The 18,521-nt window shown below is 65.3% G+C and carries 22 protein-coding genes; 15 read left to right on the forward strand and 7 right to left on the reverse strand.

The window, feature by feature from the left end; genetic code table 11:
- Nucleotides 1-14: 14 nt before the first annotated feature.
- Complete coding sequence (locus tag FCS99_RS14565; RefSeq protein ID WP_138513856.1) at nt 15-284, forward strand: hypothetical protein; 270 nt, start codon at nt 15-17, stop codon at nt 282-284.
- A gap of 49 nt (nt 285-333) precedes the next feature.
- Nucleotides 334-798 carry a DUF3429 domain-containing protein gene (locus tag FCS99_RS14570; RefSeq protein ID WP_171036399.1) on the forward strand — a complete coding sequence of 155 codons (465 nt, stop codon included), beginning with the start codon at nt 334-336 and terminating at the stop codon, nt 796-798.
- Here FCS99_RS14570 and pdeM read toward each other — a convergent pair.
- Both pdeM and FCS99_RS14580 read right to left on the reverse strand, forming a co-directional pair.
- Nucleotides 795-1,505 carry a ligase-associated DNA damage response endonuclease PdeM gene (gene pdeM / locus FCS99_RS14575; RefSeq protein ID WP_138513860.1) on the reverse strand — a complete coding sequence of 237 codons (711 nt, stop codon included), beginning with the start codon at nt 1,503-1,505 and terminating at the stop codon, nt 795-797. The genes FCS99_RS14570 and pdeM overlap by 4 nt on opposite strands.
- Entirely contained in the window at nt 1,498-3,981 is a 2,484-nt protein-coding gene (locus FCS99_RS14580; protein ID WP_138513862.1) for a ligase-associated DNA damage response DEXH box helicase, read from the reverse strand. Before FCS99_RS14580 ends, pdeM begins: the two co-directional genes overlap by 8 nt.
- 145 nt (nt 3,982-4,126) lie before the next feature.
- On the opposite strand from FCS99_RS14580, the gene FCS99_RS14585 reads away from it, so the two are divergent.
- The 11 genes from FCS99_RS14585 (at nt 4,127) to FCS99_RS14635 (ending at nt 11,894) form a co-directional block, all read left to right on the forward strand.
- Nucleotides 4,127-5,083 carry a hypothetical protein gene (locus tag FCS99_RS14585; protein ID WP_138513864.1) on the forward strand — a complete coding sequence of 319 codons (957 nt, stop codon included), beginning with the start codon at nt 4,127-4,129 and terminating at the stop codon, nt 5,081-5,083.
- A gap of 34 nt (nt 5,084-5,117) precedes the next feature.
- Entirely contained in the window at nt 5,118-5,849 is a 732-nt protein-coding gene (locus FCS99_RS14590) for a hypothetical protein (protein WP_138513866.1), read from the forward strand.
- A gap of 64 nt (nt 5,850-5,913) precedes the next feature.
- A complete protein-coding gene (locus FCS99_RS14595; protein ID WP_138513868.1) occupies nt 5,914-6,744 on the forward strand; it encodes a mechanosensitive ion channel family protein in 831 nt (276 codons plus the stop codon).
- 65 nt (nt 6,745-6,809) lie between these two features.
- A complete protein-coding gene (locus FCS99_RS14600; RefSeq protein WP_138513870.1) occupies nt 6,810-7,133 on the forward strand; it encodes a DUF6460 domain-containing protein in 324 nt (107 codons plus the stop codon).
- A gap of 86 nt (nt 7,134-7,219) precedes the next feature.
- The gene (locus FCS99_RS14605; RefSeq protein ID WP_138513872.1) at nt 7,220-8,053 is read left to right on the forward strand and encodes a response regulator; all 834 of its coding nucleotides are present in this window, start codon (nt 7,220-7,222) and stop codon (nt 8,051-8,053) included.
- Between the two features lie 67 nt (nt 8,054-8,120).
- The gene (locus FCS99_RS14610; protein WP_138513874.1) at nt 8,121-8,627 is read left to right on the forward strand and encodes a PaaI family thioesterase; all 507 of its coding nucleotides are present in this window, start codon (nt 8,121-8,123) and stop codon (nt 8,625-8,627) included.
- Entirely contained in the window at nt 8,624-9,046 is a 423-nt protein-coding gene (locus tag FCS99_RS14615) for a PaaI family thioesterase (protein ID WP_138513876.1), read from the forward strand. The genes FCS99_RS14610 and FCS99_RS14615 overlap by 4 nt, the downstream gene beginning before the upstream one ends.
- Before the next feature lie 150 nt (nt 9,047-9,196).
- Nucleotides 9,197-9,529: a UrcA family protein gene (locus FCS99_RS14620; protein WP_138513878.1), complete on the forward strand. Its 333-nt coding sequence runs from the start codon at nt 9,197-9,199 to the stop codon at nt 9,527-9,529.
- A gap of 100 nt (nt 9,530-9,629) precedes the next feature.
- Nucleotides 9,630-9,992, forward strand: coding sequence for a thiol-disulfide oxidoreductase DCC family protein (locus tag FCS99_RS14625; RefSeq protein ID WP_138513880.1), 363 nt, complete (start codon nt 9,630-9,632; stop codon nt 9,990-9,992).
- 192 nt (nt 9,993-10,184) lie between these two features.
- Nucleotides 10,185-10,505 carry a UrcA family protein gene (locus tag FCS99_RS14630; RefSeq protein WP_138513882.1) on the forward strand — a complete coding sequence of 107 codons (321 nt, stop codon included), beginning with the start codon at nt 10,185-10,187 and terminating at the stop codon, nt 10,503-10,505.
- 63 nt (nt 10,506-10,568) lie between these two features.
- Nucleotides 10,569-11,894 carry an MATE family efflux transporter gene (locus FCS99_RS14635; protein ID WP_138513884.1) on the forward strand — a complete coding sequence of 442 codons (1,326 nt, stop codon included), beginning with the start codon at nt 10,569-10,571 and terminating at the stop codon, nt 11,892-11,894.
- Here FCS99_RS14635 and FCS99_RS14640 read toward each other — a convergent pair.
- Both FCS99_RS14640 and FCS99_RS14645 read right to left on the reverse strand, forming a co-directional pair.
- Nucleotides 11,891-12,922 carry a quinone-dependent dihydroorotate dehydrogenase gene (locus FCS99_RS14640; RefSeq protein WP_138513886.1) on the reverse strand — a complete coding sequence of 344 codons (1,032 nt, stop codon included), beginning with the start codon at nt 12,920-12,922 and terminating at the stop codon, nt 11,891-11,893. The genes FCS99_RS14635 and FCS99_RS14640 overlap by 4 nt on opposite strands.
- A gap of 1 nt (nt 12,923) precedes the next feature.
- Nucleotides 12,924-13,280: a DUF952 domain-containing protein gene (locus FCS99_RS14645; protein ID WP_138513888.1), complete on the reverse strand. Its 357-nt coding sequence runs from the start codon at nt 13,278-13,280 to the stop codon at nt 12,924-12,926.
- A 94-nt stretch (nt 13,281-13,374) separates the two neighbouring features.
- Between FCS99_RS14645 and FCS99_RS14650 the strand changes: the two genes are divergently transcribed.
- Both FCS99_RS14650 and FCS99_RS14655 read left to right on the forward strand, forming a co-directional pair.
- Nucleotides 13,375-13,998: a S24 family peptidase gene (locus FCS99_RS14650; protein WP_138513890.1), complete on the forward strand. Its 624-nt coding sequence runs from the start codon at nt 13,375-13,377 to the stop codon at nt 13,996-13,998.
- A gap of 72 nt (nt 13,999-14,070) precedes the next feature.
- On the forward strand, nt 14,071-15,459 hold the full coding sequence (locus tag FCS99_RS14655; RefSeq protein WP_138513892.1) for a cytochrome P450: 1,389 nt from the start codon (nt 14,071-14,073) through the stop codon (nt 15,457-15,459).
- A 247-nt stretch (nt 15,460-15,706) separates the two neighbouring features.
- On the opposite strand, the gene FCS99_RS14660 is transcribed toward FCS99_RS14655, so the two are convergent.
- The 3 genes from FCS99_RS14660 to FCS99_RS14670 all read right to left on the reverse strand — a co-directional run bounded on the left by FCS99_RS14660 (nt 15,707) and on the right by FCS99_RS14670 (nt 18,090).
- Entirely contained in the window at nt 15,707-15,925 is a 219-nt protein-coding gene (locus FCS99_RS14660; RefSeq protein ID WP_138513894.1) for a helix-turn-helix transcriptional regulator, read from the reverse strand.
- Nucleotides 15,926-15,928: 3 nt separating this feature from the next.
- Nucleotides 15,929-16,360, reverse strand: a complete 432-nt coding sequence (locus FCS99_RS14665) for a hypothetical protein (RefSeq protein ID WP_138513896.1) — start codon at nt 16,358-16,360, stop codon at nt 15,929-15,931.
- A 140-nt stretch (nt 16,361-16,500) separates the two neighbouring features.
- On the reverse strand, nt 16,501-18,090 hold the full coding sequence (locus FCS99_RS14670; RefSeq protein ID WP_138513898.1) for a lysine--tRNA ligase: 1,590 nt from the start codon (nt 18,088-18,090) through the stop codon (nt 16,501-16,503).
- Nucleotides 18,091-18,521 lie beyond the last annotated feature (431 nt).

Here is an 18,521-nt window from a genome sequence, read left to right on the forward strand (position 1 = left end):
GCTAAAATGCCCGCATGGGTTTCATCAAGGATATCTCCGACAGCGCGCTGAGCTGGTGGCGGGAAATCGGGTCCGGATCGCTGGACCGCAGCCGCAAGACGCGGCTGATGGAAATGCTGGAGGACAAGCGCTTCACCTGGCGGCGTCTGCAGACCCTGGCGGACGGGATCGGCGCCACGCCGGAGGAAACCCGCAAACTCCTGGTGCAATTGAAGGCCCGGCCGCAAGAGACCGATCCCGACAAATGGGGGCTGATTGCCCGCAATCCACGCCCCGGTGGCTAGCGCCGCATCACGGCTTTTCTTTCCCGGGCCCCGGCCTATGTCCGAGCTCATGAGCGAAACGAACCGCATCCCGACCCGCGCCCTTCTGGGCGGACTGGCCGGCTGGATTCCCTTCTGGGCGCCCGTGGCCCTGACCGTGCAGGCGAGCCTGACCGGCCGCAGCCCGGCACCGGAGCTGGCCCTTTACACCCTGTATGGCGCGCTGATCCTGTCCTTCCTGGGCGGGGTACGTTGGGGCCGGGCCCTGGCCTCGGACCGGCCGGACACGGCAGGCCCCTGGGTGCTTTCCCTGCTGCCGACCTGTTTCGGCCTCGCGGCAATCCTCGCGCATTGGGCCTTCGGTCCAGTCAGCGGGATTGCCCTGATCATCGCCGGTCTGATCGCCCAGCTGGCCTGGGACCGTCACGCCCTGCGGGTCGGGGACTTGCCGGCCTGGTACGGTCAATTGCGCCTGATCCTCAGCCTCGGAGCCATTCTGGCCGGACTGGTCTGCCTGGCGCTGCTCTTCGCCTAGTAGCGATCGGGCACGCAGGTGGCGGAGGCCACCGGCCAGACCCGATCCCGCCCCATGACCAGGGCGTCGGGCGTGCGACCGAAACAGCGCACAAATGCCTCGTCGCGCACATTCAGACCGCCCGTGAACGCCCCGAAGGCGGGCAGGACGAGACGCGAACCGTCCGTGGCGAAGCAGCGATTGCGCACGCTGCGCCCCTTGCGACGCACCTTGGCACAGGGGTGGAGATGGCCGGCCACTTCGCCCGGCGCAGGGCCCTCGGTGGGTTCATGCCGGAAGACCAGACCGGCCAGTTCGATCTCGTGCCGAACTTCGCCTCCGAATTGCGGCGGCGGGGCCGGATCATGATTGCCCTCGATCCAGATCCAGCGCTCCGCACGGCGGACCAGATCGGCCAGCCTGTCGGCATCCGCGCCATGCATGCGCTGATCCGCGCGCAGATCATGGAAACTGTCCCCCAGCGCCATCACGGTCTGCGGTGCGTGCCGGTCGATCGCCTCGCCCAGGCGGCGCAGCGTGGTGCGCGTGTCATAGGGCGGCAGCATCTGGCCCTTGGCGGCAAAGGAGGACCCCTTCTCAAAATGCAGGTCCGACACCACGAGCAGCCCCGCCTCCGGTACGACCAGCACCCCGTCGGGCTCGGCCAGGACCGGCGTGTCGAGCACGCGGAAACGGCATTCCGTCCGGGTGGGCCAGGTGTCAGTCAAGCCGCATGGCCTCCGCGATCAGATCCTCCGAGGACACATCCTCCAGGATGCTCTCATGGCCTTCGCCATAGACGGGTTCCTTGCCGATCTCCAGCATGACGGGCACGGCGAGCGGGGAGATGCGGTCGAGGTCAATATGCTCGATCTGGCCCCTGATCCGGGCCAGGGCGTCGCCGAGCCGGTGAATGTCCAGCAGGCCGCTGCCGGCATCCGCCCAGGCGGCCTTGAGCAGGACATGGTCCGGCTCGTGCTCGCGCAGGACATTGTAGATCAGGTCGGTCGACATGGTGACCTGGCGGCCGGTCTTCTCCTGACCGGGAAAACGGCGCTCGATCAGGCCGGCAATGACGGCGCAATTGCGGAAGGTCCGCATCATGAGCTGGCTCTCCGCCAGCCAGGCATCGAGATCATCGCCCATCATGTCCTCGTCGAACAGGGCGTCGAAATCCACACCCGACAAATCGCGCAGCCCCCAGACCGACAGCGCATACTCATTGGCAACAAAACCCATGGGCCGCATGCGCATGCGCTCCAGACGCCGGGTGAGCAGCATGCCCAGCGTCTGGTGTGCCAGCCGACCCTCGAACGGGTAGCAGACGAGATAGAAACGCGCCGAACGCGGAAAGGTCTCGACCAGCAATCCGTCCGAGCGCGGCAGGCGGGAGCGTTTCTGCTGGAGTTCCAGCCAGTCACGAACCTGGCCGGGCAGCTGGTGCCAGCTGTCCGGCGACTGGACCAGATCGCGGACCCGGGCCGCCAGATAGGTGGAGAGCGGAAACTTGCCGCCATTATAGGTGGGAATGCGCGGCTCGGTGTCGGAGGAGCGGGTCACGCGGACGGCCATCTCCTCGATCCCCTCAAAGCGCAGGACCTGTCCGGCGAACAGGAATGTGTCGCCCGGCACCAGCTGGTCGACGAACCATTCCTCGATCTGGCCGAGCCGGTGGCCGCCGCGACCGCGCGAGGACACGACCACATCCAGCATGGGCGATTCCACGATCGTGCCGACATTGAGCCGGTGACGCTGGGCGATCTGCGGGGTGCGCGCCACCCAGAGCCCGTCCCGGCGTTTGATCAGGCGGCGGAACCGGTCATAGGTCTGCAGCGCATAGCCGCCGGTCGCCGTGAAATCGAGCACCTTGTCGAAGGTCGCACGGTCCAGCGCGGCGTAGGGGGCGGCACTGCGGATCTCGGTGAACAAGGCGTCTGCCTCAAATCCCTCGCCGCAGCCGCGCCCCATGATGTGCTGGGCCAGCACGTCCAGGGCACCGGCCTTGAGCGGCTCACCATCCAAGGCATTGTCGGCCACGGCATCCCGGGCCGCCTGGCATTCCAGATGCTCGAACCGGTTGGTCGGCGCGAGCAGGGCACGGGAGGGGTTGTCGAGCTGGTGATTGGATCGGCCCAACCGCTGGATCAGTCGCGAGGAACCCTTCGGCGCGCCCATCTGGACGACGAGATCGACATCGCCCCAGTCGATGCCGAGGTCGAGCGTAGAGGTACACACCACCGCCTTGAGCTTGCCCGCCGCCATCGCGGCTTCCACCTTCCGCCGCTGTTCCGGGGCCAGTGAGCCATGGTGCAGGGCGATCGGCAGGTTCTCGTCATTGATATTCCAGAGTTCCTGGAAAGTCAGTTCGGCCTGGGAGCGTGTATTGACGAAGACCAGCGCCATTTTCGACGCCTTGATACGCGCATAGACGTCCGCCAGCGCATGCCGTCCGGAATGTCCGGCCCAGGGAATGCGGGTCTCCGGATCCAGGATATCCACCTGCGGCCGGGCCCCGGCGGCACCGCGGACAATGCGGGCGAAATGCGGTTCGCCATCGGCCGGCTGTGCCGTCAGCCAGCGGGCCAGTCCGCCTTCATCCGCGACGGTTGCGGACAGGCCCGCGCGGCGGGCGTCCGGCGCCCAGCGGGCAATGGCGGCCAGGCCCAGCGCCAAGAGGTCGCCGCGCTTCTGCGGTGCGATGGCGTGGATTTCATCAATCACGATGCGGCGCAGATCCCGGAAGAAGGCCTCGGCATTGGCCGTGGCACAGAACAGCGCGAGCTGTTCCGGCGTGGTCAGGAGAATGTCCGGCGGATGCGCCCGCTGGCGTTGGCGCTTGGACGGGGACGTATCCCCGGTCCGGGTCTCGATGCGCAGGTCCAGTCCCATTTCGCTGACCGGTGCCATCAGGTTCCGCGCGACGTCGACCGACAGGGCCTTGAGCGGGGAAATGTAGAGTGTGTGCAGGGCGTGCGGCCGGTCCCGGCTTGGCCGATCCCCCACACGGTCCGACAGCTCGATCAGGCTGGGAAGGAAACCGCCCAGCGTCTTGCCGCCCCCCGTGGGCGCGATCAGGAGGGCATCCTCGCCCGCCCGCGCCGCCTCGATCATCTCGACCTGGTGCGGGCGTACCGACCAGCCCCGGCTGGCGAACCAGTCGGCGAAACGGGCCGGCAAGGGCGAAAGCGACTGCGTGTCGGGCATACGGCAAGACTAGTGCGCGGACACGGCCGGGGCGAGAGGGCGGATGGGATTGGCGGGGGACAAATGCACGGAGCGTCCCCCTGCCATCACCGCCCCGTTTTCGCCATGCTTGCCGGCGAAACTTTGTAGCGTGAGGGACGTGGGAATGACTGGGACCGCCATCGAACGGTACAAGGCGCTGGATCGCGCCTTTGTGGAACGCGCCGGACGCGGCATGAAGCTTTATGCCCAGTTTTCGGCGCTCGCCAGCCTGTCCACCGACACCGATGCAGCTCTGCAAGCCGAACGGGCCTTCGCCATCCGGGACCAGCTGAATGAAGGCCTGGGCGCTTGGCGCTCGCCGGCCAAGTCCATGCGTCTGGTCTTTGCCGCCGCCCTGGCCGCCAGCGGCCGGACTTCCGAACACTTCTTTGCCGCCCGTGCTGCGCTGGCCGAACGTCGCAAGGCGCGGGGCGGCCGGCATCTCATGCATGGCGGGGCCTGCGCGGCTCTGGCACTGGTCTCTTCCGGCGGACAAGGCCATCAGGCCGACAGTTTCTACGACATCCTGGAAGCGATCGCGGCCCCCTGGTGGCGGCGCGATGCCGGCCGGGAGGAAGTCGTCGCCGCGATCTTCGCCGGCCTGGGCGAAACCCCGGATGATGCGCTGCGCTATCTCAGCTCGGCCCGCCAATCCCTGCGTGAGGCCGGGATTCCCAAGGCGGCTGCGGAAGCCGCCGCCTGCGAGATCGCCTTCCAGAAATACGATCCGGAAGCCATCGGCCCGGCCTGGGAGTCCCTGACCAAGGGATTGCGCAAGCATGGCGCCCTGCGCAGCGGGATCGGCAAGACCGGGCTGGCCGTTGCGGCTGCGCACGGCAATGGGCCGGACATCGGCAAGGCGCTGGTCCAGACCTATCAGGCGCTCAAGGCCGACAAGTCCCTGCGCCTGTCCAGTGATGTGGCGGCCAAGCTGGCCTTGCGCCTGACCCTGGCAGACCGCGGCGATGTCGCACCGATTGCCGCCGCGCGCGACCTTGCCGCCATTCTGGCCGCCCAGACCGCCATGATCGTGGCGGCCACATCGGCCACAGTTGCGGCCACGACAGTCGCAACGACATGAGGTAGAAACGGACCAATTGGCATGGGGGGATTATTTGCCATTCAGCTCATTGAACTCGGAGCATATCGTTGAAACCCTGGAACGGCTGGCCGCGCGCGTGCGCGAACGCTTTCCCGAGGCCAGCCTGAACAATGTCATTCTCGAGCTCATCGAGCTGGGCAAGCGCGACCGGCGCCGGAGCGAACGGCTCGCACGTCCCTATTTCTTCCTGCGAAGCGGTACGATTCTCGCCGTCCTTCTGGCCATCACCGCCCTCGTCCTGGTCGGCCGGGGCCTGTTCAACTGGGTCGATGTCGATGGCACCCAGGCCGATATCTACACCGTGTTCGAAGGCGTCGAGGCCGGTCTGAACATTGTCATCCTGACCGCGGTGGCGATCTTCACCCTGACCCGGGTGGAGGAAAGGCTGAAACGCTCCCTGGCGCTGGATGATCTGCACGAATTGCGTTCCATCGCGCACGTGATCGACATGCACCAGCTGACCAAGGATCCGATTGCCCTTCTGCGCCTGGGCCCCCGCACGACGGCCTCACCCCACCGCGAGATGAGCGATTTCGAACTGACCCGCTATCTCGACTATTGCGCCGAGGCTCTGAGCATGGCCGGCAAGATCGCCGCTCTGTATGCCCAAAGCTCGCGCGACCCGGTCGTCATCGCCTCGGTCAATGATATCGAGAGCCTGACGGCGAACATGTCCGCCAAGATCTGGCAGAAAATCACCATTGTCCGCGATACCAATGAAGGCGTGCCCGCCCCCGCGACATAAGCATTCCCCAATCCGGGGAAGGGTGCTAGTAGCGGGTTGAAACGCTTGCAGAGGGGCATGTGCGATGAATCTCGAGGAATTCCTCAATCCGGAAACCATGGCCGTTCTGGCCGAGCGGGGCATTGCCGCCGGGACCAATCTGATCCTGGCTGCCTTGTTCCTGATCGTCGGCCTCATCGTGGCCGGCTGGGCCCGCGGCGCCGTCCGGAAAATGGCCGCCAGTTCGGAGCGCCTCGACGACACGCTGGGCAATTTCTTTGCCTCCATCGTCTATTACGCCGTCATCGCCATCGTGATCATTGCCGTCCTCGGCAAGTTCGGCGTCGAGACGACCAGCATGGTGGCGGCCCTCGGTGCCATCACCCTGGCCATCGGCTTTGCCCTGCAGGGCACGCTGTCGAACATTGCCGCCGGCGTGATGATCATCGCCTTCCGCCCCTATGCACTCGGTGACTGGGTGGAAGTGGCCGGCGTGTCCGGTTCGGTGAAGGATGTGAACCTGTTCACCACGGTCCTCGCCACCGGCGACAACAAGAAGATCATCATTCCCAACGGCCAGGCCTGGGGCGATGTGATCACCAATTACAGCGCCAACCCGACCCGCCGCGTCGATTTCACCTTCTCGATCGATTACGGCGACGATATCGACAAGGCGATGGCGGTCATCAAGGACACGCTGATGGCCGATGAACGCGTGCACCGCGATCCGGACATCTTCCTGGCCGTGACGGCCCATGGCGAGTCGTCTGTGGACCTGGCGGCCCGCGTCTGGGTGAATACCGGAGACTATTGGGGCGTCCATTTCGACGGCCTCAAGAACGTCAAGGAAGCCTTCGACAAGAACGATATTTCCATTCCCTACCCGCATCGCGTCAACATCGCGAAAAAGGCATAGCGCATCAGACCGCAATCGGGGCGTCACCGCCCCGATTGCGCCTTATTTGGAGGTAGAGTGAAGCCATGACCGAACCGAGCGTGAATTCTTCGACCTCCGGCAATGAGCGCCGCACTTTCGTGCAGCGCCTCGTCAGCTTCTCCACCAAGGACATTGTCCGCCTGGTCCTGCTGTGCGTGCTGGCGGGCTTCCTGCTGGCCGCGCTGAACGTCAATCCGCGGGATCTGTGGATCGACTTCTTCGGCACGCTGGCGGAAAGCTGGACCCGCTTTGCCGACTTCATCATCGACAGTGCCGGCTGGGCCGTGGAGTACTTCCTGCTGGGAGCGGTTCTCGTGATCCCGATCTGGATTGTCTTCCGGATCATCCGGGCCACGGGACGCTCTTAGGCCGGAGCTGGCAAAAACGCTTTGAACATCTCGCGTTAACCACCGGCCTTTGGAAGATATCAACAGATTTGACCTAAACCGTCCCAATGATCGAACGGGCGGAAAGCTTTCCGGGCGTAACCAACGCCCTTGTCCAGGCGGATGCCTGGTCGCCGAACCGTGCGCCGCTTCTGCTCCAATCCAATCCGTTCATGCGCTCCATCCTGGTCTCGCTGCTGCGCGATGCCGGCCGCAATGATGTCCATGTGGCCCGCTGCGCCGACAGCGCCGTGGAGATGATGAGTGAACGACTGCCCGGCGTTCTCGTTTCCGACTGGAATGATGCCAGCACGCCGGCGGAAGACCGGCTGCGCCTGATCCGCCGCATTCGCGACATGAATGATGCCGTCCTGCGCGAAATGCCGGTCATCATGATTTCCCAGCCGCGCCCGCGCCAGGAAATCGAGCGCGCCCGGGATGCCGGCGTCAGTGAATTCATCATCACGCCGGTCGCCCCGAACACGATCCAGCACCGGCTGACCTCCGTGCGGGAAAAACCGCGCGACTTCATCCAGTCGCCACGCTTTACCGGCCCTGACCGCCGGCGCCGCAAGCGCCACGCCGCCGGTCCCAGTTACAAGCGGATGGCGGATGTGGAAGCGGGGCTCACGACCCCGATGCAGGCCGCCCGCGCTGCGGCCGTTTCGCTCGTCCAGGAAATGCAATTGACCGGCGACCCGCTGGCCATTCGCGTCGCCCGCTCCCTGCAGCGCTTCATCGCGCACATCAAGGCCTACACACTGGTCGAGGAAGAAGTCGCGACCATGCACCGCGCCGCGATTTCCCAATTGTCGCGCATGGCCGAGGACGGCAATCCGCTGCGTGAACCGGTCGTGACCGGTCTGGAACAGGTCGTCGAGAAGCGGATGCGCCGCGGTTAAAACCGTTTGGCCGTCTGCCGGGGCATGACCTATCAAGGTCGGGTCTGCTCGCAATACGGCCCGCCTCATGGACCCTGACTCCCCCGACGATCCCGCTGAATTCCAGAAGCGTCTGGATGCGCTCGCCCCGCTGATTGTCGACGGCGCACCCTATGCCGTCTCGCTCGGCTTCAAGATCGCGGAGATAACCCGGGACCGGGCCGTGATGACCACGCCCTATTCGGAAGACCTGGTGGGCGATCCGGAAACCGGCACGCTGCATGGCGGCGTGATCACGGCCCTGCTGGACCATTGCTGCGGCATCGCTGCCTTCGGGGGGCTGGGCGCCCGGCACACGCCGGCGACGCTGGACCTGCGGATCGATTACATGCGACCGGCCAAGCCCGGCTGTGACATCACCGCGGAAGCGCACTGCCTGAAATCCCATGGCCTGGTCGCCTTCGTGCGCGCCACCGCGCATGACGGTGATCCGGATGATCCGGTCGCCATCGCCCAGGCGGCCTTCATGATCTCGGGCGCCTCCAAGGCGGCCCACAAGCGCGCCTATGAAGCCTTCAAGGACGCCAAGTCATGAGCCAGGCCCTTCTCGACACGCTGCTTGCCACGCCCTTTGTCTCGCGCATCGGGGTCCGGATCGAGCAGAAGGGCACGGAGCTCACCGGCGTGCTGCCCTTTACCGACAAACTGGTCGGCAATCCGCTGATCCCGGCCCTGCATGGCGGGGCGGTGGGGGCCTTCATGGAAGTGGTGGCCTCGGCCTCGCTCCTGGTCAGCCAGCCCATGGCGCGCCTGCCGCGGCCGATCGATGTCGCCATCGACTATCTGCGTCCGGCCCGGGCCCAGGATGTCTATGCCCGTGCCATCGTCGCCCGCTCCGGCCGCCGCGTGGCCAATGTGCGGGTGGAGGCATGGCAGGGCCGGACCGAAGCCCCGGTCGCGACCCTGCATGGTCACTTCCTGATCACGCCGCAGGGCGCGGACGAAGAGAGCTGACGGCCCCGTTACCGATCCGCAAGTTTGTGACCTGTGGCTGACGTCGAATTCGTCCGGTTGCCATGCTGGGGTTATCTGCTCCCTGACAGTCTGGCTCCTGCGGTGAGGGACGCATGGTGTGTTCCTGCCGTTCATGAACAGGAGCCCCCCATGATGAAGACCCTGATGGCCGCGACCGTGTCCCTGGCCTGTCTCGCCCCCGCCGCCCTGGCCGCTGATCCCAACCGGCAGGTTGAAACCGTTCGCTTCAACGCGACGGACCTCCACAATCCGAACGCTGTGGCCGAGATCCGGGCCGAGCTCCGCGACGCCGCCGACCGGCTGTGCCAGCAACGCGCCCTGCGGGGTCTGGACCGCGTCCGCGCCGAACGCATGTGCACCGAGCTCATCCTCGAAGAAGCCGATTTCCGCCTCGACCAGCGCATTGCCGAGGTCTCGACGCAGGGGCCCCGCATGGCCTTCACCCTGGTCCGGCCGCAATAGTGAGCCGCGCCGCCGGCGAGCCGTGCCGGGGCTGACTCGGCTCGCACCGCGACGGGATGCCTCATCCCGTCAGCCCGGCCGTCGTCCTAGTCTTCAAGGCATGGACACCAACGGCCCCCTCATCGCCTATTACGACGCGCTCTGCCCGATCTGCCGCATGGAGATGAACCGCTATGCGCGCCATGGCGACCACATCATCCGCCTGCACGATTGCAATGGTGATCTGCCCGACGATGTCGACCGCGAGGCGGCCCTGGCGGCGCTCCACGTGCGCCTGCCGGATGGTCGCGTGGAGACGGGCTGGAAAGCCTTCATCGCGATCTGGGAGCGAGTGCCGGGATGGCGCTGGCTGGCCCTCCTGACCCGCCCCGCCCCCATACGCATTCCCCTGGATGTCCTGTATCGCTGGCTTGCACCCTACCGTCCGCGGCAGAAATGCCGCGACGGCGTCTGCGACGTCTGAGCCGGGAAATGTCCTGAAATCAGTTGGTTGTGCGGGTGTGCCAAGAGCGTGCCAGCGACCCCATACATATTTGTATTATCGCAGTGCACCATTTTTTGCTGCAGCGCACTGGAAATTCCCACCAAGCATTGTCAGTCTTATGTCCAACGGCCATGCAAGGACGCATCGCCGAACAGATTTAGGAGTTTCGACATGCGCACTTTTGCTCTCGCCGCCCTTGTTGCCCTCGCCTCCGCTCCGGTCGCCCTGGCCGAGCAGCCGTCCGAAAGCGTTGCCATCGAACTGGCCGCCTATGACCTGAACAGCCCGGCCGGCCTCGCCGCCCTGGAAGCCCAGATCGAAGAAGCCGCCACCGATGTCTGCCGCGACCGTGTCATGAGCGACCTGCTGCGCTCCTACACGCTGCGCCAGTGCGTGCGCGAAACCACGGCACACGCCATGAACCAGCTGGACGTCGCCCGCGGCGTCGTGCCGGCCGAGGCCGCCTCGCAGCAGATCGCCCTGAACAACTAGGTCTGCCCGGCGAAAATACACGCCAACCTTGCCCGGCCCTTGCGGCCGGGCTAGGTGCGCGGGATGTCCACTGCCCCGCTCACCCGAACCGATGTCATCAAACGCGCCTGGCCCCTGGTTTTCGCCAATGCGGCCGTCCCGCTCGCGGGTGTCGCGGATACATTCGTTCTCGGCCTTTCCGGTGATACCGCCGACCTCGGCGGCGTGGCACTGGGAAGCGCCGTCTTCTCCGTCTTCTATTGGAGCTTCTACTTCCTGCGCATGGGCACGACCGGGCTGACCGCCCAGGCCGATGGCGCCGGAGAGACCGCAGAAGCCCAACGCATCCTGCTTCGCGCCTTGGCCATTGCCAGCCTGCTCGGCGTCGCCGTGTGGGCGCTGCGGGACGTGATCGCCTGGGCCGGCTTTGCCATCCTGCAAGGCACAGAGACCGTCGAATCCAAGGGCGCCGACTATCTTCTCGCCCGCGCCTGGGGCGCCCCGGCTGCCCTGGCGACCTTCGCCCTGTCCGGCTGGCTGATCGGACTGGGGCGCAATGCCGCCACGCTGGCCATCTATATCCTGTTCAGTGCCGTCAATATCGGCCTCGATCTCTGGTTCGTCCTGGGTCTGGGCTACGGGCCCGGCGGGGTCGGGGCTGCCACGGCGATCGCAGAGTGGGCGGGCCTGGCCGCAGCGCTGGGCCTCGCCGGCCTCGCCCTTCGCCACCAGAAAGGCTGGGCCAAGGGCGTTCTGGACCGCAGCCGCCTGCTGGCACCGAAAGCCCTGTCCGAGCTGTTCCAGGTCAATCTCAACCTGATGATCCGCACCTGGTGCCTGGTGATCGGCTTCACCTGGTTTGCCAATGCCGGCGCCCGCCAGGGCACGGCGCCACTCGCCGGCAATCATGTCCTGCTGCAGGTGATCTCGCTGTGGGCCTTCGTGCTGGATGCGTTCGCCTTTGTCGCCGAGACCGAGGCCGGCCGCGCCTTCGGACGCAAATCCCTGACCGAATTGCGCCGCGCCGTACGCCTGACCGGGGAGCCCATGTTCGCGGCCGGCGCCATTTTCGCCGGGCTGACCTATCTGTTCGGCGCGGATGTCCTGAGCGCCGTCATTGATGACGAGGCCGCCCTGCAGGCCGCGATCACCTATCTGCCCTGGTGCGCCGTGGTGCCCTTCATGGGCGCAGCCGCCTGGCTGCTGGACGGGATTTTCATCGGCACGACCAGCGGCAAGATCCTGCGCAATGCCGGAATTGCAGCCGTGGCCGTCTATCTGGCCGCGGACGCCCTGCTGTCGCCGGCCTTCGGCAATCACGGTGTCTGGGCGGCTTTCGTATTGTTCTACATCGCCCGGGCTGCGGCCCTGGGTGTGGCCTATCCGGCCCTGGAGCGCCGGTTGCGCTAGCCGGTGCCGACCGCGTCGCTGACGCACATAAACCCGTCGGATTTGAGCCGCTCGACCAGTCCGTCCTTGATCTCCCGGATCAGACCCGGCCCGTGATAGACCAGCGCCGTGTAGAGCTGCAGCGCATTCGCGCCCGCGCGGATCTTGGCATAGGCCGTATCCGCACTGTCGATCCCGCCCACGCCGATAATGGCCAGATCCGGTCCGGCCGCACGGCGGAATTCCCGGACCAGCTCGGTCGAGCGCTCGAAAATCGGCGGACCGGACAAACCGCCCGCCTCACCCATTTTCGCACTCTGAAGCGTATCCGGACGCGTGATGGACGTGTTCGAGACGATCACGCCGTCCAGCGCATGGCGACGCACGGCATCGACCATGTCGGCGGCTTCGCTGTCCTCGATATCCGGCGCGACCTTGAGGAAGACCGGAGCGGCATCCCGCACTGCCGCGACCCGAGCGAGCAGATCGTCCAGCGCGCCGGATTCCTGCAGCGTGCGCAGGCCCGGCGTATTGGGCGAGGACACATTGACCGTGAAGAAGCCGGCCAGACCCTTCAGGGCGTCCAGACAGGCGACATAGTCGGCAATCCGGTCTTCGCTATCCAGATTGGCACCGAGATTGACGCCGACGAGCCCGGGCTGCGCGGCACGCGCCTCCAGCTTGCCCCGGAACCGGTCGAGCCCCTTATTGGGAAAGCCCATCCGGTTGATCACAGCCTCGTCTTCCTCCAACCGGAAGATCCGCGGCCGCGGCTTGCCGTCCTGGGCGCGCGGTGTCACCGCGCCGCATTCGACAAAGCCGAACCCCATCGCCAGAAGCGCATCGGGCGCATCGGCATTCTTGTCGAACCCGGCGGCCAGGCCGAGCGGATTGCTCAGATCGATACCGGCCAGCTTCGTCGCCAGAACAGGATCATCGGACTTCCGGTCTTTCGGGCCGAGCCCGGCCGTCAGCCCCAGGAGGGAAAGCTTGTGCGCCTGTTCCGGGTCGAATCCCCGCAGAAGGACGGTGGCCAGATCGTGCAGCATGTCAGTCGCGCTCCAGGTCGGAGGGCAGGACCCAGTCCCCGTCCTCATTGCGCCGGACATGGCGCAGGCCGCGCACCGCGCTGGCCGGGATCTCGCCATAGACATGGGGGAATTTCTCCCCGCCCCGCGAGACCTCCCATTTCACCGTATCCCCCAGCGCCTCAAGATCGATCTCGACGAGGAGAAGCCGCTCATGCTCGTTATAGTGCTTGACCAGCGTGCCCTCGACCTGCGCCGCGGCGGACAGGTGGATGAAGCCATCGGCCACATCATGCGGGTCTCCGGCGAACCGGCCCTCCATCATGGCAGCGGCCCAGCGTTCCGGATTGGCGAGTCGAAAGGCTTTTGTCGGGGTCATGGTCTTGGGGTTATCCCCGGTCGCGATGACAGGCAAGTGCGCCAAACGCACGCGGACCGTTTTCCTACAACCTCCGCTCGCTTATGATGGCGTCATGTTCACACACGAGCAAATCTGGCGCGGCATTGATCGCCTTGCGGCCCATGCCCAGACCAGCCCCTCCGGATTGGCCCGGCGGGCCGGTCTGGATTCCACGACGTTCAACCCGTCCAAGCGCGCCTCCCGCGACGGAAGCAAGCCGCGATGGCCTTCCACGGAAAGCCTGGCGAAAGCCCTGAGCGCCGCGCATATGGATCTGGCCGGCTTTGTCGGCCTGATGACCGGCGTGCCCGTCATGACCGGTGTGCAGGCGCGCAGTCTGAGCGAGGATTCACCGGCTGCCTTCGATGCGGGCGGCCGCCCGTCCGGGGAAAGCTGGACGCGGATCGCCTTTCCCGGCCCGGGCGCGGAAAGCGCCTACGCCCTGACCGTGGAGGATGACAGCATGCGCCCGGTCTATCGCCGCGGCGACCGGCTGATCGTGGCGCCGGACAGTCCGTTGCGCCCCGGTGACCGTGTCCTGGTCAAGCATCGCGAGACCGGGCTGGAGGCCTTTGAACTGGGTGAGCATGGCGTGAAGCAGGTGGTCCTGCAGCCGATCCGCGCCGACCGGCCCACCCAGAAGATCGCGCTCAGCGAGATCGACTGGATCGCCCGCATCCTCTGGGCCAGCCAATAGCGTTCCACCGCGACCATTCGCGCATGGCCAGGCCGTCCCATCGGCCTAGTCTTGTCCCGGCAAGGAGTTGCCATGCCCGAGGCTTTTGAACCGCCCCGCCCGCCCTATGCCAAATATTCCGCGCTCGGCAAGCTGCGCCTGTCGGACTATCTGACCTATTTCAAGGCAATGCGGCGCAATCCGCTGGAGGTCTGGGGCGAGCACCATTTCTCCATCCGCATGGCGCCCTTCCGCTTTCTGGGACGCTCCAACCTGCTGCTCTCCGACCCGGAGGGCATCCATCACTGCTTTGTCACGCGGGCGGACAATTTCACGATGAACCCGCTGCGCCAGGCGGTGCTGAAACCCTTCCTGCGCGACGGCCTGCTGACGGCGGAAGGCGAGACCTGGAAAAAGGCCCGCAAGGCCGTCTCCCCGGTCTTCACGCCGCGCGAGGTCAATGCCTTTGCCCCGCTGATCCGGCAGGTCTGCGAGGACACCACGGACCGGCTCGCGCAGAAGGACGGCCAGACCGAACCCATGGCCCAATTCATGGTCGATCTGACCCTGGATGTGTTGATGGAGACGCTCTTCTCCGGCGATGAGGCGCTGGACAAGGCCGAGTTCACACAAGGCATCCACGTCCTGCTGGAGCTGAGCGGTGTGCCGCACCCGTTCGACCTCATCCATCTGCCCGGCTGGATCCCGCGCATCGGCCAGGCCAAGGCCCGCCGCGTAATCGAGGATCTGCGCCGCCAGGTGACCCGGGTCGCTGTGGCGCGCCGCGCCCGGCCATCCCCGGAAGAGGAAGGCCGCGCCGCCGACTTCCTCGACCTTTTGCTGGGCGCCGGCCTCGATGATGAGGCGGTAACGGACAATCTCCTCACCTTCCTGGCCGCCGGTCATGAGACCACGGCGCGCAGCCTGGCCTGGACGCTTTATCTCCTCTCGCGGGATGAAGAGACGCGCCAAAAGCTGGAAGCGGAGATCGATGCGGCCCCGCTGGACGAAACCGATCCGGCCGACTGGACCCGTCTCCTGCCCTGGACCGAGGCCGTGCTGAAGGAAAGCCTCCGGCTCTACCCCTCCGCCCCGATCCTCGCCCGGACCTCGAAGGAATGGGATCTGGTCTGCGGCGTGCCGGTGCCGGGCGGAACGGATGTCGTGGTCGCCACCTGGCTGCTGCACCGCCAGCGCGATATCTGGGACCAGCCCAATGCCTTCCTGCCGGACCGCTTCCTGGGCGAGGCCGCCAAGGACATCCCCCGTGATGCCTATCTGCCCTTCGGCATCGGCCCCCGCGTCTGCATCGGCGCCCGCTTCGCCATGATGGAAATGGTGATCGTCATGGCCTGCCTCCTGCGCAAACTGCGCTTCGACTATGCCGAGGACAGGGATCCGCTCCCGGTGCTGAAGATCACCCTGCAGCCGGATACGGCGGTGGCGATGCGGGTGACAGAACGAAGGTCTTTGCCCTCTTAAACTCCGTCATTCCCCGGGATGCCCGCTTTCAGTTCCGTTGGGATGACGAAATAGATGCTGATCCACTTGTCATCCCGGTCGGTCGCCCCGCGAAAGCGGGGCATAGAACCGGGACCCATCGTGCCACGAGGCAAAGTGGGTCCCTGATCTGCGCCCCGATCAAGTCGGGGGCATCCGTCAGGGATGACAAATAGTGGTGATCGGGACTTTCAGCCCCCCTCTCCCCGGAAGGCGAGAGGGGGTGGGGTTACACCTCCGGATACTGGAACACCTCTTCCAGACCCACCTTGAAGACCCGGGCGATCTTGAAGGCGACTTCCAGGGAGGGCGAGTATTTGCCCTGTTCGATGGCGATCACGGTCTGGCGGGTCACGCCGATCGCCTTGGCGAGATCCGCCTGGCTCATTTCATCGGCGTGGAAGCGCAGGGTGCGGATCTCATTAGTGATGAGGGTCGGTTTGGCCATGGCTCAGACCCCCCGGCGATAGTCGACCAGTTTGGACACCGCCTTGACGATCTCACCAGCCACCAGACCGCCCAGGATCAGATTGGCGACCAGGTAGTAGGGTTGGGCCGTCATCGCCGACCCCATCGCCAGCAGGGCAAACAGGGCCAGGACAAAACCGCCGCGCTGGTCGCCGCGCATCTCGATCAGCTTGTCACGCTCATCCGACGTGTCATCGGCTTCCGACGGAGCGGCAATCGCGATGGCGATGTGGACGACGATCGAGGCGGCAACCACACCCAGAACGGTGACGATCATCTTGATATTGGTGACGGCCAGCGCGGCTTCCGGCGACATCCCGCCCATAACGTCGATGATGGACGTGGTGAAATACCAGCCGTAGACGCCGATCATGATGACCAGCATGGCCAGATTGCTCTTCTCGTGAAAACTCATGTCAAAAACTCCAGTCTCTGTGTCTGGTATTTTTTACACACACTGATGTCTGGAATGCAAGACATTGTGTATGATTTCTTTGACATTTACGCAGAAAGAAAAGGCCCGCCGAGCGGGCCTTTTCAAATTCCCTTTTCCGATCAGCCCTTTACCAGCTCACCCGCCAGCGCCTTTTCGATCAGCGCGATGGTCTGCGGGACGCCGTAAATGGCGACGAAAGAGCCGAAGCGCGGGCCCTGGGACTGGCCGAGCAGGGTTTCATAGAGCGCCTGGAACCAGTCGCGCAGGTTTTCGAATTCCTGCGTCTTGCCGGCGGCGAACACCTCGTCCTGGATCATGGCCCCATCCCGCGTGTCGGCCGGCATGGCCTTGAGACGGGCCAGCAGGTCTTCCATGGCGGCGCGCTCCATCTCGGTGGGGGCGCGGAAGGATTTGGTCGGTTCGACGAAGTCCTGGAAATACTGGACGGCAAAGCCGGCCAGCGCGTCCAGCAGCGGATGGGTCTCCGGCGTCGCGCCTTCGACATAGCGGCCGATAAAGCCCCACATCACATCGGTGGAGTGGGCGGAGGCGGCCGAGGCCAGGTTCAGCAGGAGCGCAAAGGAAATCGGCGAGGCATCCTGCGGCGGGTGACCGTCATGAATGTGCCAGGCCGGGTTTTCCAGCTGCTTGTCCGGCGTCTGGCCGTGATAGGCGGCCAGGTGCTGCATGTACTCGTCCACCGCTTTCGGGATGACGTCGAAATACAAGCGCTTGGCCGTCTTCGGCTTGACGAAGTTGTAATAGGCCAGCGATTGCTGGGGCGCGTATTTCAGCCAGTCCTCGACCGAGAGCCCGTTGCCCTTGGACTTGGAGATCTTCTCGCCCTTCTGGTCGAGGAAGAGCTCGTAGACGAATTGCGTCGGCGGCTCGGCGCCCAGGATGCGGCAGATGCGCGAATAGATCGGCGCATTGGTCTGGTGGTCCTTGCCGAACATCTCGAAATCGACGCCCAGGGCGGCCCAGCGCATGCCGAAGTCCGGCTTCCACTGCAGCTTCACATGGCCGCCGGTCACCGGCAGCGTCGTCTCCTCGCCATCCTCGTCATCGAAGGTGACCGTGCCGGCCTCGGCGTCGACGGCCTTCATCGGGACATAGAGGACCCGGCCCGTCTTCGGCGAGATCGGCAAGAAGGGCGAATAGGTCGCCTGGCGTTCCGCCCCCAGCGTCGGCAGCATGACATCCATGATGGCGTCATACTTCTGGGCCGCCTTCAGCAGCATCGCGTCATAGGCGCCGGACTTGTAGAGCTCGGTCGCGGACTTGAACTCATAGGTGAAGCCGAAACTGTCCAGGAAGCCCTTGAGACGGCCATTCATGTGGTCGCCATAGGAGCTCGCCGTGCCGAACGGGTCCGGCACTTCGGTCAGCGGTTTTTGCAGGTGCTCGGCCAGCATGTCCTGCTGCGGGAGATTGTCCGGAACCTTGCGCATCCCGTCCATGTCGTCGGAGACGCAGATCAGCTTGGGCTCATAGGTGCCGCCGGTCAGCGCATCGAAGGCGCGCAGCACCATGGTGGTACGCACGACTTCACCGAATGTCCCCATGTGCGGGAGGCCCGACGGGCCATAGCCGGTCTCGAACACGACCGGCCCCGATTTTCGGCCCATCTTGTCCAGACGCTTTTTCAGCAGGCGCGCTTGTTCAAACGGCCAGGCTTTCGCGTTTTGGGCAAGATCGGCGACAGACATCGGGATCACTTTCTTTTAGGGAGAGACAGAAGCCGTGCGAGGTAGAGGGGAAGCCGCACAGCGTCAAGCGTGACGCGGCGCAGGGCCGGCTTGCAACCACGCGCGAGACACCCGCTCTTGTTGCATAAAGACAACAGACCTCTGAATAGCCGTATGCGCCGTTCCGATTTCGCTTGAACCTGTCAGCCAGCACCGTCATAAGCCGCATCCCGATCAACCACCCGCCCGCAACGGGCGCGCAGACAGAGACGAGCATGAACCAGGTTCAGCGTACATATCGCCTCGACGGCACGACCTATTGGTCGTTCGCCCGCATGCGCGCGCAGGGATCGCAGATCACCCGGTAGACTGTCCGACACAGTCCCGGTGACCCGCCCTCCCGAGCGCCGCTCGAGGAGGGCTTTTTTGTTCCGGCTGGCCGCCCTTCCCCC

It is taken from the genome of Maricaulis alexandrii (genome assembly GCF_005871165.1).
Lineage (GTDB): Bacteria > Pseudomonadota > Alphaproteobacteria > Caulobacterales > Maricaulaceae > Maricaulis > Maricaulis alexandrii.

Bases quoted from the DNA above. Each gene is read 5' to 3' on its own strand.
- FCS99_RS14565 (WP_138513856.1), top strand. From the start codon at position 15: ATGGGTTTCATCAAGGATATCTCCGACAGCGCGCTGAGCTGGTGGCGG.
- FCS99_RS14570 (WP_171036399.1), top strand. From the start codon at position 334: ATGAGCGAAACGAACCGCATCCCGACCCGCGCCCTTCTGGGCGGACTG.
- FCS99_RS14580 (WP_138513862.1), bottom strand. From the start codon at position 3,981: ATGCCCGACACGCAGTCGCTTTCGCCCTTGCCGGCCCGTTTCGCCGAC.
- FCS99_RS14585 (WP_138513864.1), top strand. From the start codon at position 4,127: ATGACTGGGACCGCCATCGAACGGTACAAGGCGCTGGATCGCGCCTTT.
- FCS99_RS14595 (WP_138513868.1), top strand. From the start codon at position 5,914: ATGAATCTCGAGGAATTCCTCAATCCGGAAACCATGGCCGTTCTGGCC.
- FCS99_RS14600 (WP_138513870.1), top strand. From the start codon at position 6,810: ATGACCGAACCGAGCGTGAATTCTTCGACCTCCGGCAATGAGCGCCGC.
- FCS99_RS14605 (WP_138513872.1), top strand. From the start codon at position 7,220: ATGATCGAACGGGCGGAAAGCTTTCCGGGCGTAACCAACGCCCTTGTC.
- FCS99_RS14610 (WP_138513874.1), top strand. From the start codon at position 8,121: ATGGACCCTGACTCCCCCGACGATCCCGCTGAATTCCAGAAGCGTCTG.
- FCS99_RS14615 (WP_138513876.1), top strand. From the start codon at position 8,624: ATGAGCCAGGCCCTTCTCGACACGCTGCTTGCCACGCCCTTTGTCTCG.
- FCS99_RS14620 (WP_138513878.1), top strand. From the start codon at position 9,197: ATGATGAAGACCCTGATGGCCGCGACCGTGTCCCTGGCCTGTCTCGCC.
- FCS99_RS14625 (WP_138513880.1), top strand. From the start codon at position 9,630: ATGGACACCAACGGCCCCCTCATCGCCTATTACGACGCGCTCTGCCCG.
- FCS99_RS14630 (WP_138513882.1), top strand. From the start codon at position 10,185: ATGCGCACTTTTGCTCTCGCCGCCCTTGTTGCCCTCGCCTCCGCTCCG.
- FCS99_RS14635 (WP_138513884.1), top strand. From the start codon at position 10,569: ATGTCCACTGCCCCGCTCACCCGAACCGATGTCATCAAACGCGCCTGG.
- FCS99_RS14640 (WP_138513886.1), bottom strand. From the start codon at position 12,922: ATGCTGCACGATCTGGCCACCGTCCTTCTGCGGGGATTCGACCCGGAA.
- FCS99_RS14645 (WP_138513888.1), bottom strand. From the start codon at position 13,280: ATGACCCCGACAAAAGCCTTTCGACTCGCCAATCCGGAACGCTGGGCC.
- FCS99_RS14650 (WP_138513890.1), top strand. From the start codon at position 13,375: ATGTTCACACACGAGCAAATCTGGCGCGGCATTGATCGCCTTGCGGCC.
- FCS99_RS14655 (WP_138513892.1), top strand. From the start codon at position 14,071: ATGCCCGAGGCTTTTGAACCGCCCCGCCCGCCCTATGCCAAATATTCC.
- FCS99_RS14660 (WP_138513894.1), bottom strand. From the start codon at position 15,925: ATGGCCAAACCGACCCTCATCACTAATGAGATCCGCACCCTGCGCTTC.
- FCS99_RS14665 (WP_138513896.1), bottom strand. From the start codon at position 16,360: ATGAGTTTTCACGAGAAGAGCAATCTGGCCATGCTGGTCATCATGATC.
- FCS99_RS14670 (WP_138513898.1), bottom strand. From the start codon at position 18,090: ATGTCTGTCGCCGATCTTGCCCAAAACGCGAAAGCCTGGCCGTTTGAA.